This window comes from Blautia glucerasea (assembly GCF_013304385.1).
GTDB classification, from domain to species: Bacteria; Bacillota; Clostridia; order Lachnospirales; family Lachnospiraceae; genus Blautia_A; species Blautia_A ammoniilytica.
In genome coordinates this window covers 35,985-52,679 of the sequence record NZ_JAAITU010000029.1, presented here as the reverse complement: position 1 = coordinate 52,679, position 16,695 = coordinate 35,985, and the positions used below count along the sequence as shown (strand labels likewise).

Sequence of the window (16,695 nt, the reverse complement as noted above, 5' to 3'; positions counted from 1 at the left end):
CAGGTACCATAAGGCCTGCAAGCATTTTTTCTTATATTCAACTGTCAAACTCCCGCGTAAATTCCGGAGGGGCGCTTTGGAAACTTGTATGGAAAAATAAACATTGACAAATATATAGTAAAAGGGTATTATGATACCAGTATAATTCCATATTGAACATATTAAGTGCTGATCATTTCTAGAAGATGACAGAAGAGGGAATCAGGTGAAAGTCCTGAGCGATCCGGTCACTGTAACAGGGAAGCCAATCTCAATATCCCATTGTGCTGATGCATGAGAAGGGGAGAGGAAGCGATGATCCTGAAGTCAGGAAACCTGCTTAGTATGGCGAGGTTAAACTTCCGTGTAAAGTGTAACAACCAACTTCGGGGAATCCGCAGCCCCTTAGTGTTGTCTGCTCTTTAATGGTAGCAGACATTTTTTATGGAATGCGCCTGTTCATGAGAATTATACCGATTAAATGGCAGGCGATACTACTTCGGATGTCCGTTCCCTCCGCGTATTTATGAACGGTTCATTTTCTACCCCGAAGTAGCATCGCTCCCTCTTTTTTACAAGAAAAACAGGAGGCGGATGGAATGGCCGGTGAATATTGGGAAGGCAAAGAATATTCCTTTTTCAGTCATAAAGAATGTGAGTTTTTTCCGTGCCACAAAGGTGCAGACCCACAGGATTTTAATTGCCTGTTTTGTTATTGTCCATTATATGCCCTGGGAGATAAGTGCGGAGGGAATTTTAAATATACGGAAAAAGGCCTGAAAGATTGTACAGGGTGTTTACTGCCTCATAAGCGCAGAAATTATGGTTACGTAACCGGTAAGTATCAGGAACTTGCAAAACTGATGGATGAGATCAGAAGCGTGAAAGCTAATGATAAAAAGGAATAATAAAGGCAAGAGTAATAAAAACAAGAATAACAGTGACAAGAATAACAAAGATAAGAGTAATAAAGATATAAATAAGAAAAGCTGTTGTACGGAAAATCTCTGAAAGGAGAATCCATACAGCAGCTTTTTTTATAGGAAATTATGCCGTAATGTTCCAATAAAGTAAAAAAATGTAATGGAAATACCCATCTAATGCTCCTGTTATATAAAAACCTATCTTTTCATAAGGAAGGAAAGCAGTCTGGGAATCTGGTTATTAAGGATCAGATCCGGTGGAAAATTACAGTCTTTTGCAAAAGTTTCCCCATAAGTAAAATCACCGATGTGAGAGATCCCATGACTGTCACTGGAAAGGAGCACAGGAACCTGATATTGGAGACACAGTTCTAAAATCCTGCGGCAATTAGGCCTGGTATCGCCACGGTATCCATAAGGCGCAAGAGATGCCTCGTTGATCTCCATAAGAACCTGGCTATGTGCGGCAGACCGGATCACGGCTTCATAATCAAGATCATATTGAGTATTATCAATATGGCCGAGAACCTTTACACAGGGATGCTGCATCACATTTAACAGTGCAAGTGTATTGCTCTGTCTGTCTGCGGGACGAAGGTTCTGGACATGCATACTGGCAATCGCATAATCAAGGCCTGAAAGGACATCTGCTGGAAGGTCGATCCGGCCTTGTTCATCCAGGATATTAACCTCTGCACCTAAAAGCAGCTGAATGCCAAAACGCTTCCTGGGGGCTGCGGACAGGCTGCGAAAATAAGAAACAGTACCTGCGCCTATAGTAGAAGGACCATGGTCTGTGATCCCTAAAAGAGAAAGTCCTTTGCATGAAGCTGCTTTTGCCATTTGGGTAATGGTACAGGAGGTGCCATGGCCACTGGCAATAGAATGAGTGTGTATATCTGATAAAAACATAATTAAACAACTCCTTTGCTACCAGTATGACACAGCGTGAAAAGCTTTGTCAATGAAAAAAACAGGTGATTTCCTGAAAAAACAATAAAAACAACATAATAAAACCTTTAAAAACAACATAAAACAACAGATATACCTTGACTTATTGTGTGGAATGAGGTAGAATCACAATAGAAACAAAATGTTACTGCGAAAAAGGGAGCAGGAAACGCTATATATGCTTAAGGAGGATAAAAAAGCATGGTAAACGAATATGAGATCAAAAAACAGATTTGTGAAATCGGAAAACGTATCTACAACCGTAACATGGTAGCAGCAAACGATGGTAACATTTCCGTAAAACTGAATGACAATGAATTTCTCTGCACACCTACTGGTGTATCCAAAGGATTTATGACTCCGGAGTATATCTGTAAGGTAGATGCTAAGGGAGATGTGATCCAGGCAAATCCGGGATTCCGTCCTTCTTCTGAGATCAAGATGCACATGAGAGTATATCAGAAAAGACCGGATGTAGGATCTGTTGTACATGCACATCCTGTATATGCAACATCTTTTGCAATTGCAGGTATTCCTCTTACACAGCCGATTATGCCAGAGGCAGTTATCGCATTAGGATGTGTTCCGATTGCTGAGTATGGTACTCCATCTACCAATGAGATTCCGGATAGACTTGAGAAATATCTTCCATATTATGATGCAGTTCTTCTTGAGAGCCATGGCGCACTTACCTGGTCAACAGACCTTCTTGCTGCATACATGAAGATGGAATCTGTTGAGTTTTATGCACAGCTTCTGTACCAGTCCAAGATGCTGGGCGGACCAAAGGAATTTGATAAAGAAACTGTTCAGAAGCTTTATGAGATCAGAAGAAAAATGGGCCTTCCGGGCAAACATCCTGCAAATCTGTGCCTGAACAAAGATGGCGTAAACTGCCATAACTGCGGTGGTGGATGTGGTTCTTCTGAAGCGAAGAAAGACGTAGCAGGAGATGCAGATCTGGTAGCACAGATCACTAAACAGGTAATGAAACAGCTGGGAATGTAAGAAAAGTTAGGAGGACAATCTCATGCCAATCAGCGAAAGCATGGTACAGGATATTGTACAGGAAGTAATGGCAAAAATGCAGATTGCAGATGCTCCGTCCGGAAAACATGGCGTTTTTAAAGATATGAACGAAGCGATCGAAGCTGCAAAAAAAGCACAGAAGATCGTTCGTGCAATGTCAATGGACCAGAGAGAGAAGATTATTACCTGCATCCGCAGGAAAACAAAGGAAAATGCAGAAATTCTTGCACGAATGGGTGTGGATGAAACCGGAATGGGAAATGTAGGAGATAAGATCCTGAAACATCATCTGGTTGCAGATAAAACACCGGGTACAGAGGATATCAGCACAACTGCATGGTCCGGGGACAGAGGGCTGACACTTATTGAGATGGGACCTTTTGGTGTGATCGGTGCGATTACTCCTTGTACCAACCCAAGTGAAACAATTCTCTGCAATACAATAGGCATGCTGGCAGGTGGAAATACAGTTGTATTTAACCCTCATCCGGCAGCAATCAAAACATCGATTTATGCAATCAATCTTTTAAATGAGGCCTCTCTGGAAGCAGGCGGGCCTGATAATATAGCTGTAACCGTAGAAAAACCAACACTGGATACAAGTGAGATCATGATGAAGCACAAGGACATTCCGTTGATCGCAGCCACTGGAGGTCCTGGTGTTGTAACAGCAGTTCTTTCTTCCGGTAAAAGAGGGATCGGTGCAGGTGCCGGCAATCCTCCGGCACTGGTGGATGAGACCGCAGATGTGCGCAAGGCTGCACAGGATATTGTGAATGGCTGTACATTTGATAACAATCTTCCCTGCATTGCAGAGAAGGAGATCGTTGCAGTTTCTTCCATCGTAGATGAACTGATGCATTACCTTGTGACAGAGAATGACTGTTATCTTGCTTCTAAAGAAGAACAGGATAAACTTACAGAGGTTGTACTTGCAGGCGGCAAGCTGAATCGTAAATGTGTGGGACGTGATGCCAGAACATTACTTTCCATGATTGGTGTAAATGTACCTGCAAACATCCGGTGTATTGTATTTGAAGGACCAAAGGAGCATCCTCTGATCACCACAGAGCTTATGATGCCGATTCTTGGTGTAGTAAGAGCAAAAGATTTTGATGATGCAGTAGAACAGGCTGTATGGCTTGAACATGGCAATCGTCACTCTGCTCACATTCATTCTAAAAATATTGATAACATTACCAAGTATGCGAAAGCAATCGATACAGCAATTCTTGTAAAGAATGCACCGTCTTATGCTGCTCTTGGCTTTGGCGGAGAAGGCTATTGTACCTTTACCATTGCCAGCCGTACAGGCGAGGGTCTTACAAGCGCAAGCACCTTTACAAAGAGAAGACGTTGTGTAATGGCAGACAGCCTTTGCATTCGCTGACAGGAGGATGGTAGATAATGGATATGAATAATGTAAATATTGAAGAAATAGTAAAACAGGTACTTGCAGGAATGTCAGGAAATGCCTCTGCTCCTTCCAAAGCAGCACCTGCACCTTCAACAGGCAGCATTCCGAAAACAGCAAGGGTTGCTATGTTGACAGCACTTGAGCATTACGATATTAAGGAGTTCCCGATTCCTCCTGTTGGAGATGATGACATCCTTGTAAAGGTAGAAGGATGTGGTATTTGTGGTACAGATGCTCATGAGTTTAAAAGAGATCCGTTCAGCCTGATCCCGGTTGCACTGGGACATGAAGGAACTGGTGAGATCGTTGCCATGGGTAAGAATGTAAAGACAGATACAGCCGGAAAACCTGTTAAGATCGGTGATAAGGTTGTTACCTGTATGATTTTTAAAGATGATCCTGACATTACAATGTATGATCTGAATAAGAAGAATGTAGGCGGCGCAGATGTTTATGGACTGCTTCCTGACGATGATATTCATCTGAATGGATGGTTTTCTGATTATATCTATATCAGAGGCGGCAGCTTCGGATCTACGTTCTTTAATGTAAGCGATCTGGATTTGGATTCCCGTATTCTGATCGAGCCAAGTGCAGTTTTGGTGCACGCAGTAGAAAGAGCGAAGACAACAGGCATCCTTCGGTTTAACAGCAGAGTTGTTGTACAGGGATGCGGCCCTATCGGTCTGATCTGTATCGCAGTACTTCGCACCATGGGTATTGAAAATATCTGTGCAGTAGATGGAGAACAGAAACGTCTTGATTTTGCCAAGAGAATGGGCGCAAGCATGACTGTAAACTTTAAAGACCACAAGGGTATTGAGGCACTTGCAGGTGCAGTAAAAGATGCATTCGGTGGACATCTTGCTGATTTTGCTTTCCAGTGTACAGGATCCCCGGTAGCACATTCCAATATTTATAAGTTTATCCGCAACGGCGGTGGCTTATGCGAGCTGGGATTCTTCATTAATGGAGGAGATGCTACCATTAATCCTCATTTTGATATTTGCTCCAAAGAGATCACAACAGTTGGTTCCTGGGTATATACACTGAGAGATTATGCAACTACATTTGATTTCCTGAAGAGGGCAAAAGGCATCGGTCTTCCAATGTCAGATCTGATCACAGACAGATTCCCCCTGGAAGAGATCAACGAAGCGCATAAGACCAATCTTGCAATGACAGGACTGAAGATTGCGATCATTAATAAATAACCGGCGGGATAAAGGAGAGAAGAGATGGCAGAAGCTGTAGGAATTTTAGAGGTGTTCGGATTGACAACGGCTTTCGTGGCAGCCGATGCCGGTTGTAAGGCAGCAAATGTCCATCTGGAGGTTTTTGATAAGAACAAACCTGCCAATGCGGACAGCCTGCCAGTACCACTTCTTGTCTGCATTAAATATCGGGGCAGCGTATCGGATGTGACAGCAGCTGTAGAAGCAGGTATGAAAGTTGCAAAAAGCATGACCGGTGTGGTTCAGCATTATGTGATTCCAAATCCGGATACCGGTACAGAAAAAATGTTAAAGATTAGTGCCCTGGATAGGCAATAGACATTGCAGAAATAAAAAAGATACTATACAATACAAGACAGAAGCAACAGACGATAACAATACAGTTTACTTAGATAATTCAGGAGGATTAAAAAATGGCACAGGAAGCTTTAGGAATGGTTGAAACCAGAGGACTTACAGCAGCAATCGAAGCAGCAGATGCAATGACCAAAGCAGCAGAGGTATCTCTGATCGGAACAGAGAAGATTGGATCCGGACTGGTAACAGTTATGGTTCGTGGAGATGTAGGAGCTGTTAAGGCTGCAGTAGAGAGCGGAAGCGCAGCAGCATCCCGTCTTGGAGAACTGGTTGCTACACATGTGATCCCAAGACCGCACAATGATGTAGAAAAGATCCTTCCTACCATCTGAAAAGAATCAGGTAATTAAGGAGTTCGCTCATGAATAAATCATATGGCTTTATCGAAATCACAGGTGTTGTGGCGGCTATGGATGCCCTGGACATTATGTGTAAAACCGCAGATGTTCAGCTGGCGTCATGGGAACGCAAGCTGGGCGGACGACTGGTGACGATCATCGTAGAAGGCGATGTGGCGGCTGTAACAGAGGCGGTAGAGACTGCTGTAGCAAAGGCTATCAAGAAACCGGTCAGTTATGCAGTGATCGCCCGCCCCCATGAAGAGATTGTCAAGATAGTGGAATTAAGCGCGAGCCGATGGAAAAAATCTGAAGTACAGGGGGATGAATAATGGCTGACGAGAAAAATACAGCGGAAAATGAAGCCCCGAAAAAGGCTGCCGCTCCCAGGAGAAGAACGGCGAAAACAACAATCAAAAAAGAACCTGTAGAAAGATCACAGACAGATCATAAGGAGGAAAAAAGAATGACACAGGAAGCATTAGGAATGGTTGAAACCAGAGGACTTACAGCATCAATTGAGGCAGCTGACCAGATGTGCAAAGCAGCAAATGTTGCACTTGTTGGAACAGAGAAGATCGGATCCGGACTGGTAACAGTTATGGTTCGTGGCGATGTAGGAGCTGTTAAATCTGCTGTTGAGGCAGGAAGCGCAGCAGCATCCAGACTTGGTGAACTGGTTGCTACACACGTGATCCCAAGACCACATAACGATGTAGAAAAGATCCTTCCGGTTTTAAAATAATCCACAGGATAGAATACAATCGGAAAGAAAGCGGGTGCAATCTTGGAAACCAATAACATTGAGCTGATCACGAAAATGGTGATCAATGCAATCAATAAAAAAGAAGAAAAAGGCAATGGTTTTATGGTGCCTATCGGAGTTTCTGCAAGACACATCCACCTGACACAGGAACATGTAGAGGCACTGTTTGGTTCAGGATATCAGCTTACAAAGAAAAAAGAGCTGATGGGCGGACAGTTTGCTTCTAATGAAACAGTGACAATTGTTGGATTGAAGCTTCGTGCGATTGAGAATGTACGTATTCTTGGACCTGTGCGGAAAGCATCTCAGGTAGAGGTTTCTGCCACAGATGCTATTAAGCTTGGCATGAAGGTGCCTGTAAGAGAGTCCGGTGATGTGAAGGGCAGTGCCCCTATTGCTATTGTTGGACCTAAAGGTGCCATCTATCTGAAAGAGGGATGTATTGTGGCAATGCGTCATATACATATGTCTCCAAAGGATGCTCAGGCAGCAGGAGTCAGGGACGGTGACATTGTTTCTGTAAAAGCAGACAATGAACGTGGAACGATTTTCAATCATGTTAAGATCCGTGTGGATGACAGCTTTACATTAGAGATGCACATCGATACAGATGAGGCGAATGCGGCACAGATCGCTACTGGTAATACCGTAACGATTATCAAGTAAGATCTGGTAAAGAACGCAATAATAGTTTTTCTCCTGCAGGGACTGTTCCACAGGGATCCAACAGGATACTTGGACAGTTCCTGCAGGTGGATTTAGAACACTGGAGGTTCATATGATTATAGGCAAAGTAGTTGGCAGTGTGGTTTCTACACGGAAAAGTGAAAAACTGGTAGGCAATAAATTTATGATCGTTGAGCCTGTCCATCATATGAAAGGTGACCTCAGTCAGATCGTTGCCATTGATATTATCGGTGCAGGGATCGGAGAATATGTATTGGTGGCACAGGGAAGCGCAGCAAGAATCGGCTGCGGCGTAGAAACAGCACCGGTGGATGCAGCTATTGTAGGTATTGTAGACGATGGTGCGGGATTGGAGTAACGCCATGGAAATTAAAGAGTTACAGAAAATTATTCAAGAGAATGGTGTAGTTGGTGCCGGCGGTGCCGGATTTCCTACATACATGAAACTGACCGATAAAGCGGATACGATTCTCATGAACTGTGCAGAGTGCGAGCCATTACTGAAATTACACAGACAGTTATTAGAGAAGCACGCATATGAGATCATGAAGACCTTCCATATGGTTGCAGAGACTGTGGGAGCGTCAGAAGCGATTATCGGGATCAAAAGGTCCTATACACAGACGGTAAATGCTTTGAAGCAGCATATTGAAGAATTTCCGGGAATGAGGATTCATCTTCTGGACGAAGTTTATCCTATGGGAGACGAGGTAGTGCTGATTTATGAAGCTACCGGCAGAGTCGTAAGACCTGGCGGACTTCCTATTGAGCAGGGTGTGGCCGTTTTTAATGTAGAGACTTTGTATAACGTATACAGGGCTGTAGAGTCAGGAAAACCTGTAACAGACAAATATGTATCTGTTGTTGCAGAGGTAAATAAACCAGTAACTGTAAGAGTTCCTCTTGGCTGTACACTGGAAGAGGTAGTGGAGCAGGCAGGCGGTATTACAGTAAAAGATCCGGTATATTTTGTTGGCGGACCGATGATGGGACGTATTGGGCAGCATTCTGATCCGGTGACAAAGACGACAAATGCGATCCTGATCCTGCCTAAGGATCATCTGATCGTGCAGAAGAAGCAGAGGACTTCTTCTATAGATTTGAAAAGAGCAGCATCAATTTGCTGCCAGTGTAATACCTGTACGGATCTGTGCCCGAGAAATAATCTGGGACATCCGATTGATCCGGCACGCTTTATGAGAGCAGCATCCAATCATGATTTTCAGGATCTGAATCCATACATAAATGCAAGTTTCTGCAGTTCCTGCGGTGTTTGTGAAATGTATGCATGTCCACAGAGTCTGGCACCAAGGACTTTGCTGGCAGACATGAAAGGCGGGTTACGTAATGCCGGGATCAGACCTCCGCAGGGGGTTCAGCCGGTGCCGGTAAAAGAATCCAGAGAGTATCGTAAGGTGCCTGAAGAAAGATTGATGGCAAGGCTTGGACTTACCAGATATGATAAGAATGCACCACTGGATGAAACTCTCGTACCTGTACCAAAAGTTCGAATCCTTTTAAGCCAGCATATCGGAGCCCCTGCCCAGGCAATTGTAAAGGCAGGAGATCAGGTTGAGAGGGGTCAGATGATCGGAGCACCTGCAAATGGTTTAAGTGTAGGGATCCATGCATCGATCACAGGTAAAGTAACAGAAGTAACAGACCGTTATATTGTAATTGCAAAGATGTAGAAAGGACGGACAGAACATGAGCAAAGCAATCGGGATGATTGAATTTAAAACCACATCCACAGGTGTAACCGCTGCAGATGCTATGGTAAAAACATCGGAAGTGGAGATCGTGGAGGCACAGACCGTATGTCCGGGCAAATATATTGCAATTATAACCGGAGATCTGAGCGCAGTAAAAGCTGCTGTTGAGACAGCAGTAACTACTTATGAGGATAAATGTATTGACAGTTTTGTCCTTGGCAATCCTCATGAATCTATTTTCCCGGCTATTTACGGTACCACACAGGTGGAAGAAATCAGTGCCCTGGGAATACTTGAAACTTATGACGCAGCCTCCATTATTGAAGCTGCTGACCAGGCTGCTAAGACAGCTATCGTAGATCTGATCGAACTTCGTATTGCTAAAGGTATGTGCGGAAAGTCCTATATGATGATCACAGGAGAGGTTTCTGCTGTGGAAGCATCTATCCAGAGAGCAAAGGAACTTGTTGCGGAAAAGGGAATGTACCTTGATTCCTCCGTTATTGCACATCCGGACAGGAGAATGATCGACAGTATCTTGTAATTTACAACAAAAAAAGAAAAAGGAGGCAGATTAATGCTCGCATTAGAGAGACGGAACTTGATTTTAACAAAACTGCAGGAAGAAAAGCGGGTTGTGGTCAGCGAACTCAGCCAGCTTTATAACGTCTCTGAGGAAACCATACGCCGTGATCTGGATAAGCTTGAAAAAGAAGGGCTTGCCATTAAAAGCTACGGTGGTGCGGTGATCAATGAGAATGTAAGTATTGATCTGCCTTTTAACATCCGTAAGAATCAGAATGTGATTGGCAAACAGAGAATGGCAGAGATTGTAGCCTCCCTGATCCATGAGGGAGAGACAATCTCTATGGATGCCAGTACTACAGATGTATTTATTGCAAAAGCATTGAAAAGTAAAGAGAAACTCACTCTTTTAACTAATTCCATGGAAATCCTCCTGGAATTGACTGATGTGTCAGGCTGGAACATCCTGTCTACTGGTGGGACGATGAAAGAAGGATATCTGGCATTTCTTGGTTCAAAGACCGATGAAGCTTTCAGGTCTTATTATGTGGATACTGCTATTTTTTCTTGCAAAGCACTGGATCGAAATAGAGGGATCATGGAATCCCAGGAAGCATTTGGCTGTGCCAAGCGTGCAATGATTGCTTCGGGAAGAAAGAAGATTCTTGTGCTGGATAATGGCAAATTTGACCAGTCAGCTTTTTGCATAGCAGGTTCTTTTAAAGATGTGGATATTGTGGTGACAGATGTAAGACCAGCTGATGAGTGGATGCAGCTTTTTGATGAATGGGATATAAAGTGCCTGTACCCATCCTGCGAATCAGAAGAATAAGGAGCATGTGGTTATGAAAACATTTGAAATGAAAACAGTGATCCATTTTGGTGATAATTCACTGGAGCGGCTGAAGGTGATTCCTTATAAAAGAGTGCTGATCATTACAGATCCTTTTATTGCAAATGGGGATATGATTGATCTGATCACAGCACCACTGAAAAGCGGAGGGATACAGTATGATCTTTTTACAGATGTAGTACCGGATGCACCAATAGGGAAGATTGCTGAAGGAGTGAAAAAGTTTCTGGAGTATCAGCCAGAAGCAGTGATTGCTGTGGGCGGCGGATCTGCCATTGATTCCTCCAAAGCCATCCGTGAATTCGCTTTAAAGATCAATAATTATGGAAAGGTAGGCCTGATTGCCATTCCTACCACAAGTGGGACTGGCTCAGAGGTGACTTCCTTTGCAGTTGTAAATGATACAGATGCCCAGGTAAAATACCCGCTTGTATCTGACAGCCTTACGGCAGATGAGGCCATCCTGGATGCAGAACTGGTTCGCAGTGTACCTGCTTCTGTAACAGCAGATACAGGAATGGATGTATTTACCCATGCACTGGAGTCTTATGTAAGCACGGATCACAATGAATTTTCAGCAGCATTGGCTGAGAAGGCAATTGAGATATGTGGTGTATTCTTACTTCGTGCTTATCTGGATGGCAATGATATGCATGCACGTCAGAAGATGCATGTAGCTTCCTGCCTTGCAGGGCTTTCCTTTAACACGGCAGGACTGGGGATTACCCACAGTATGGCACATCAGCTAGGTGCTATGTTCCATATTCCCCATGGAAGGGCGAATGCAATGCTTCTTCCCCATATTGTGGAGTTCAATGCAAATATCAATAAACACAGCAAGAGCCAGAAGGAATATCTTCCGGCTGTGAAGCGGTATTCTAATATTGCACACGTCCTTGGACTAAGCAATTATAATAAAGTGATGAGTGTACGTTCTCTTGTGAACTGGATCCAGTTTATGCAAAAAGAGATGAACATACCGTTGACCATTCAGGAAATGAAAACGATCACACCGGATGTTTATTTTGCAGCAATCGACCGGATGGCCGAGGCAGCTTTGGCCGATGCATGTACAGCTACTAATCCAAGAGTTCCTACCAAAGAAGACATCGTAAAGATCTATACAAAACTCTGGTCTTTTTAAATGAGCAAGCAGCAGGACAGTTCCATAACTGTCCTGTAAATATATACAGTTTTGAACCTAATTAATTAGCCGGGCGGGTCACGGATATCCGCTTAACTAATGAACATATACGTTTCTGTTATGCGGAATGCAGGGACGTATCACTTAAAAAGTCTTTTTATTAGAAAAGGTAGATACTATGAAAAGATCAAAAAGAATAGAAGCTTTAGACAAGCGGGCAGTAAATCTGGATGGTTTTATTGATGAGTGGCCGGAGATGGGATTTGTGGCAATGCACAGTCCTTACGATCCCAAACCATCGGTAAAGGTAGAGAATGGAATGATTACAGAACTGGACGGAAAGAAAAGAGGAGATTTTGATTTTCTGGATCAGTTCATTGCAGATTATGCAATTCGGGTGGATCGGGCAGAAGCGTCCATGGCGGTGCCTTCTCTTGAGATCGCACGGAAGATCGTAGATATTTCCGTATCCAGAAAAGAAATCCTTTCGATCGTATCAGGGATCACACCTGCAAAAATGGCAGAAGTGATCAATCATCTGAACGTGGTGGAAATGATGATGGGCATGCAGAAAATGCGTGCAAGAAAGGTGCCAGGCAATCAGGCACATATTACAAATCTGAAGGACGATCCGGTGCAGATTGCAGCAGATGCTGCTGAAGGTGCACTTCGTGGATTCAGGGAAGAAGAAACCACCATGGGTGTGGCAAGATATGCGCCTTTTAATGCCATAGCACTTCTGATTGGCTCACAGGCTGGCAAGAAGGGAGTTCTGACCCAGTGCTCTGCAGAAGAGGCCACAGAGTTGGAACTGGGGATTCGTGGGTTTACTACCTACGCAGAGACATTGTCTGTATATGGAACCGAGAAAGTCTTTATTGATGGGGATGATACTCCTTATTCAAAGGCATTTCTTAATTCAGCTTATGCCTCCAGAGGTCTAAAAGTCAGATTTACTTCAGGTGCAGGCTCCGAAGTATTGATGGGAAGCAGTGAACAGAAATCCATGCTTTATCTGGAATGCAGATGCCTTTATGTAACCAAAGGCGCTGGTTCCCAGGGAATCCAGAATGGTTCTGTAAGCTGTATTGGTGTTGCGGCCGGCGTTCCGGCTGGTATCCGTGAGGTTATGGGAGAAAATCTTGTGGCAGCACTTTTGGGACTGGAATGTGCATCTTCCAATGACCAAAGCTTTTCTAACTCAGACATGAGAAGGACAGCAAGAACTATGCTTCAGTTTATGCCTGGAACGGATTTTATTTTTTCAGGTTACGCAGCTGAGCCAAATTACGATAATATGTTTGCAGGCTCCAATTTTGATGCAGAGGATTTTGATGATTACAATGTAATGCAAAGAGATATGCAGGTGGATGGCGGGCTCAGGCCGGTTACTGAGGATGAAGTGATCCGTGTACGCCGCACTGCAGGAAAGGCAGTTCAGGCAGTATTTAAATACCTGGGGCTTACTGAGATTACCGATGAACAGGTGGAAGCAGTTACCTATGCACATGGAAGTAAAGATACATTGAACAGAGATTCTGCGGCAGATATTATGGCAGCGGATGATCTGATGAAGCGTGGGATCACAGGGATTGATGTGGTGAAAGCATTGGCAGAAAGCGGATTTGAGGAACTGGCGCAAAGTATCCTGAACATGCTGAAGCAAAGAGTGATTGGTGATTATATGCACACAGCTGCTATCCTGGATGAACATTTTCAGGTAATGTCCGGGGTTAATACACCTAATGATTATATGGGACCGGGAACCGGTTATCGTGTAACAGGAGAGCGTTGGGAAGAAATCAAAGCCATTCCTCATAGGATCAATGTAGACGAATTTTAGGAGGCTGTGTTATGAAAATAGATGAACAACTGATACGTGCTGTTACTGCAGCAGTAGTGGAACAGTTGCAGAAAAACGGGCAGCTCCACTTGGATACAGTAAGAGATACAACAAACAACAAAGAAGGCTATAAACTTGCCGGAAGAACACGGATGAAGCCAAAGCATTCTTATAAGGGCGCTGTAAAAGCAGAACAGGGTACTGATCCAAAAGAGATCGTAATCGGTGTGGGAGCTGCTTTTCAGACAGAGATTCGCTCTACGATCTGTGGGATTCCTTTAGATCAGGTTTTGCAGAATGTACAGGCTGGGATTGAGGAAGAAGGCATGGTTTCCAGAGTTGTAAAGGTTCTGGACACTTCAGACGTTGGATTTATGGCACTTCAGGCTGCCAAGCTTTCCGGTTCAGGGATTGGTATAGGGATCCAGTCAAAAGGTACCACTGTGATCCATCAAAAGGATCTATATCCCTTATCTAATCTGGAACTATTTCCGCAGGCACCGCTTATGTCATTGGATACTTACAGGAAGATTGGCAGAAATGCTGCCAAATATGCAAAAGGGGAGAAAGTAACACCTATTGAATGTACCAATGACCCTATGGTGCGTGCCAAATATCAGGTAAAGGCAGCTCTGATGCATATTGTGGAGACAGAACAGCTGGATCCGGAAAAAGGGATGATCAGTTGGGAGGGAGTATGATGAGTAATTATCCTCTTGGACAAAATGAAGCAGATACCATAACTTCTAAGACAGGGAAAAAGTTGAATGAGATCACTCTGGAAGAAGTTAAAAAAGGAAATGTAACAGCTGAAGACATTAAGATTTCATCTGAAATGCTGAAACGTCAGGGAAAAGTAGCCCAAGAAGCAGATAATCCTCAAATGACTGCAAATTTTGAGAGAGCGTCAGAATTGGTGAATGTTCCGGATGATGTGATTTTAGATATGTACAACAAGCTGCGACCTAATCGTTCTTCGAAAAAGGAACTGGTGCTGATGGCACAGGAGCTTCTGGAAAAATACCAGGCGCCTCATTGTGCAAAGCTTGTACTGGAAGCGGCAGAAATATATGAAAAAAGGGGAATTCTTCTTTGAAACTGATTGCTGGTGTTGATATAGGAAATTCCACAACTGAAGTATGTATTGGGACGATAGAAGACAATGGCAGATTTCGCTTTCTTTCCAGTGCTTCCAGGATGACCACGGGTACCAAGGGAACATTGCCTAATGTTCACGGGATCAAGGCAGCTCTTACAGAAGCAATGGAGCGGATCCATGAGCCTGTGGAGCGGCTTTCCCTTATTCGTTTGAATGAGGCTGCACCTGTGATCGGGGATACTGCAATGGAAACCATTACAGAGACGATCATCACAGAGTCTTCCATGATTGGACATAATCCTTCTACACCAGCAGGTGCAGGAGAGGCGGTCGGCCGTCTGATATTTCTTGAGAATTTATGGAAGGGCGAGGCAGGAGTAGCCTATATAGTAGCTGTGTCCAACAGATTTTCATATGAAGAAGCAGCCGCCAGGCTGAACCAGTTTCTGCCGGAACTGGATATCCGAGGACTGATCCTTCAGGCAGATGAGGCTGTACTTGTGGAAAATAGATTGAACCGCAAGATGCCCATTGTGGATGAAGTGAAACATATCACCAGGATTCCAGAAGGAAAGCTGGCTGCTATTGAGGTTGCCTTGCCAGGTACATCTGTCAGGATGCTTTCCAACCCTTATGGGATCGCAACCCTTCTCGGGCTGGATGCACAGGAAACAAAAGCCATTACCCCTATTGCCAAAAGCCTTGTGGGAAAAAGAAGTGCAGTAGTGATCCGCACACCTCATGGAAATATGAGAGAGAATATTTTGCCGGCAGGGGAGATCCATTTAAAAGGGGAGAAAGATCTGCAGGTGAATATTGATGCAGGTGCAGATGTGATCATGGAAGCAGTTGCCCAGGCAGGGGAGATCCAGGATATTACAGGGCAGGATAATACCAATGTGGGAAATATGTTGAAGCGGATCAAGAATGGTATGGCTGAGGTAGCTGGCAGCAAAGGAGATGAGATACGGATCACAGACATCCTGGCTGTGGACACCCTGGCGCCTGTAGAGATCAGCGGATCTCTGGCTGGAGAAACCTGTATGGAGAAGGCGGTTGGCATTGCAGCTATGGTAAAGACCCAGCATCTGCCTATGCAGCAGATCGCAGACAGATTAGAGGAAGAACTCCACGTAAAGGCATCAGTTGCCGGGGTGGAGGCAGTGATGGCTTCCCTTGGTGCAATGACTACACCTGGTACCAGGCTTCCGCTGGTAATTCTGGATATGGGAGGAGGATCTACAGATGCAGCTGTCCTTGAACCGGATGGTTCTGTAAGGACTACCCATCAGGCAGGTGCCGGTGAACTGGTTTCCATGCTGATACAGACAGAACTTGGTCTTGGCAGCCGGGTTACAGCAGAACAGATCAAGAAGTATCCTATGGGAAAGGTGGAAAGTCTGTTTCATATGCGTTTGGAAAATGGAGCTATGCAGTTCTTCCCGGAATCCATAGATCCAAGATATTTTGGTCATGTGGTTTTGCTTGCACCAGGCGAGATGCTGAAGATTGAAGAAGACCTTCCTATGGAACGTATCCTAGAGGTGCGGCAGGATGCCAAGAAAAAGGTATTTGTGAGAAATGCGATTCGTGCACTTAGGACAATAGCACCGGGGAATGACCTTAAAAATATACCCAATGTGGTTTTAGTTGGCGGTTCAGCAGAGGATTTTGAGATACCAGAGATGCTGATGGCGGCTCTTTCGGAATATAGGATCGTATGCGGACGAGGAAATATCAGAGGGACAGAAGGTCCAAGAAATGCAGTAGCAACAGGACTTTTGATGTCCTATCTTGGGGAGAAACACCAAGGGTAAAGTAAGAACAGGAAGGAGAA

Annotated in this window: 19 protein-coding genes and 1 riboswitch; of the genes, 18 read left to right on the top strand and 1 reads right to left on the bottom strand. The window is 44.3% G+C overall.

The features are described 5' to 3' along the window. Positions 1 to 146 precede the first annotated feature (146 nt). Positions 147 to 337: riboswitch (cobalamin riboswitch) on the top strand. Between the two features lie 241 nt (positions 338 to 578). Next, the gene (locus G5B11_RS11865) at positions 579 to 887 is read left to right on the top strand and encodes a cysteine-rich small domain-containing protein (protein WP_173728348.1); all 309 of its coding nucleotides are present in this window, start codon (positions 579 to 581) and stop codon (positions 885 to 887) included. A 213-nt stretch (positions 888 to 1,100) separates the two neighbouring features. Here G5B11_RS11865 and G5B11_RS11860 read toward each other — a convergent pair whose 3' ends face one another. Continuing rightward, positions 1,101 to 1,814, bottom strand: a complete 714-nt coding sequence (locus G5B11_RS11860) for a phosphatase (protein WP_173728346.1) — start codon at positions 1,812 to 1,814, stop codon at positions 1,101 to 1,103. 240 nt (positions 1,815 to 2,054) lie between these two features. Between G5B11_RS11860 and G5B11_RS11855 the strand changes: the two genes are divergently transcribed. From G5B11_RS11855 to G5B11_RS11775, 17 genes are all read left to right on the top strand, one after another. Then, complete coding sequence (locus G5B11_RS11855; protein ID WP_173728344.1) at positions 2,055 to 2,861, top strand: class II aldolase/adducin family protein; 807 nt, start codon at positions 2,055 to 2,057, stop codon at positions 2,859 to 2,861. Between the two features lie 22 nt (positions 2,862 to 2,883). Further along, positions 2,884 to 4,272 (top strand): aldehyde dehydrogenase family protein, encoded by a 1,389-nt coding sequence (locus G5B11_RS11850; RefSeq protein ID WP_158420036.1) that lies wholly within the window; start codon positions 2,884 to 2,886, stop codon positions 4,270 to 4,272. Positions 4,273 to 4,289: 17 nt separating this feature from the next. Further along, positions 4,290 to 5,513 carry a zinc-binding dehydrogenase gene (locus G5B11_RS11845; RefSeq protein ID WP_173728342.1) on the top strand — a complete coding sequence of 408 codons (1,224 nt, stop codon included), beginning with the start codon at positions 4,290 to 4,292 and terminating at the stop codon, positions 5,511 to 5,513. A 24-nt stretch (positions 5,514 to 5,537) separates the two neighbouring features. Beyond that, positions 5,538 to 5,852 carry a BMC domain-containing protein gene (locus tag G5B11_RS11840; RefSeq protein WP_158420038.1) on the top strand — a complete coding sequence of 105 codons (315 nt, stop codon included), beginning with the start codon at positions 5,538 to 5,540 and terminating at the stop codon, positions 5,850 to 5,852. A 95-nt stretch (positions 5,853 to 5,947) separates the two neighbouring features. Continuing rightward, complete coding sequence (locus G5B11_RS11835; RefSeq protein ID WP_158420039.1) at positions 5,948 to 6,223, top strand: BMC domain-containing protein; 276 nt, start codon at positions 5,948 to 5,950, stop codon at positions 6,221 to 6,223. Between the two features lie 29 nt (positions 6,224 to 6,252). Continuing rightward, the gene (locus G5B11_RS11830; protein ID WP_158420040.1) at positions 6,253 to 6,561 is read left to right on the top strand and encodes a BMC domain-containing protein; all 309 of its coding nucleotides are present in this window, start codon (positions 6,253 to 6,255) and stop codon (positions 6,559 to 6,561) included. 134 nt (positions 6,562 to 6,695) lie between these two features. After that, a complete protein-coding gene (locus G5B11_RS11825; RefSeq protein WP_158420208.1) occupies positions 6,696 to 6,974 on the top strand; it encodes a BMC domain-containing protein in 279 nt (92 codons plus the stop codon). 75 nt (positions 6,975 to 7,049) lie between these two features. Next, a complete protein-coding gene (gene pduL, locus G5B11_RS11820; protein WP_416796795.1) occupies positions 7,050 to 7,661 on the top strand; it encodes a phosphate propanoyltransferase in 612 nt (203 codons plus the stop codon). Positions 7,662 to 7,773: 112 nt separating this feature from the next. Then, positions 7,774 to 8,040, top strand: a complete 267-nt coding sequence (locus tag G5B11_RS11815; RefSeq protein ID WP_158420042.1) for a EutN/CcmL family microcompartment protein — start codon at positions 7,774 to 7,776, stop codon at positions 8,038 to 8,040. 4 nt (positions 8,041 to 8,044) lie between these two features. Then, on the top strand, positions 8,045 to 9,373 hold the full coding sequence (locus G5B11_RS11810; RefSeq protein ID WP_173728340.1) for a 4Fe-4S dicluster domain-containing protein: 1,329 nt from the start codon (positions 8,045 to 8,047) through the stop codon (positions 9,371 to 9,373). Positions 9,374 to 9,389: 16 nt separating this feature from the next. Next, the gene (locus tag G5B11_RS11805; RefSeq protein ID WP_158420044.1) at positions 9,390 to 9,938 is read left to right on the top strand and encodes a BMC domain-containing protein; all 549 of its coding nucleotides are present in this window, start codon (positions 9,390 to 9,392) and stop codon (positions 9,936 to 9,938) included. Between the two features lie 33 nt (positions 9,939 to 9,971). After that, complete coding sequence (locus tag G5B11_RS11800; RefSeq protein ID WP_158420045.1) at positions 9,972 to 10,751, top strand: DeoR/GlpR family DNA-binding transcription regulator; 780 nt, start codon at positions 9,972 to 9,974, stop codon at positions 10,749 to 10,751. A 13-nt stretch (positions 10,752 to 10,764) separates the two neighbouring features. Next, positions 10,765 to 11,916: a 1-propanol dehydrogenase PduQ gene (locus G5B11_RS11795; RefSeq protein WP_158420046.1), complete on the top strand. Its 1,152-nt coding sequence runs from the start codon at positions 10,765 to 10,767 to the stop codon at positions 11,914 to 11,916. A gap of 178 nt (positions 11,917 to 12,094) precedes the next feature. After that, positions 12,095 to 13,759, top strand: coding sequence for a propanediol/glycerol family dehydratase large subunit (locus G5B11_RS11790; RefSeq protein ID WP_158420047.1), 1,665 nt, complete (start codon positions 12,095 to 12,097; stop codon positions 13,757 to 13,759). Between the two features lie 11 nt (positions 13,760 to 13,770). Next, entirely contained in the window at positions 13,771 to 14,460 is a 690-nt protein-coding gene (locus G5B11_RS11785; protein ID WP_173728338.1) for a propanediol/glycerol family dehydratase medium subunit, read from the top strand. Next, positions 14,457 to 14,855, top strand: coding sequence for a diol dehydratase small subunit (locus G5B11_RS11780; RefSeq protein ID WP_244092998.1), 399 nt, complete (start codon positions 14,457 to 14,459; stop codon positions 14,853 to 14,855). Before G5B11_RS11785 ends, G5B11_RS11780 begins: the two co-directional genes overlap by 4 nt. Beyond that, positions 14,852 to 16,675, top strand: a complete 1,824-nt coding sequence (locus G5B11_RS11775) for a diol dehydratase reactivase subunit alpha (protein ID WP_173728336.1) — start codon at positions 14,852 to 14,854, stop codon at positions 16,673 to 16,675. The genes G5B11_RS11780 and G5B11_RS11775 overlap by 4 nt, the downstream gene beginning before the upstream one ends. Positions 16,676 to 16,695: the final 20 nt, after the last annotated feature.